Source organism: Marinobacter sp. G11, assembly GCF_021282325.1.
GTDB lineage: Bacteria > Pseudomonadota > Gammaproteobacteria > Pseudomonadales > Oleiphilaceae > Marinobacter > Marinobacter vinifirmus.
The window spans coordinates 1-557 of sequence record NZ_JAJSPB010000120.1 but is presented as its reverse complement, the minus strand read 5'-3'; the positions used below and the strand labels follow the sequence as shown (position 1 = coordinate 557).

General features: G+C 61.8%; 2 pseudogenes. Both read right to left on the bottom strand.

Features of this window, described 5'->3' with window-relative positions:
- A pseudogene (gene istB, locus LWH94_RS19705) lies at positions 1–226 on the bottom strand (IS21-like element ISSpu5 family helper ATPase IstB); the annotation flags it as partial.
- Positions 227–237: 11 nt separating this feature from the next.
- Positions 238–557: pseudogene (locus LWH94_RS19700) on the bottom strand (IS21 family transposase); the annotation flags it as partial.

Sequence of the window (557 nt, the reverse complement as noted above, 5' to 3'; positions counted from 1 at the left end):
AATCAATGTCTTCGAGGATGGCGGCGTGTCGCAGCTTGGCCCGGCGCAGGCGGCTGCTCATGCGTCGGTTGTCCCGTTCCGTCATTTCCCGGTCGACCAGCAGGCCAAGGCGCTCCTCGAAGCTCAGATCGGTAATGTCGGGGGTGGCCGATTGATCCGCCAGGGCGGCGGCCATGCCGGTCAGTTTGAGGGCGTGGAGCTTATCCAGCGTGGGATGTTTCAGCATGTCAGATTCCTTCAGTGGTAGTAGGCAGGGCCGCGGATGTTGTCGTGTGTGTCGGGTAAGGCCAGTTCTTGCTGCTCTTCCAGGGGCTGCTCATCCAGGCGATGCTTGAGGATGGATTCGATGCTCTTGTATCGGCAGCTGCCCAGCATCAGGGCGCGTTGGCAGGCACGTTCTAATCGTGCCTCGCCGTAGCTCTGGCCCAGCCGGAGAATGCCCAGACAGGACCGATAGGCCTGTTGCGGATGCTTTCTTGCCCCCAGCGCGGTACGGATAAGCTTTTCAGTTGCCGGTCCAGTCTTGGCTGCCCAGGCGGTCAGTCGCTCTGGGGTCC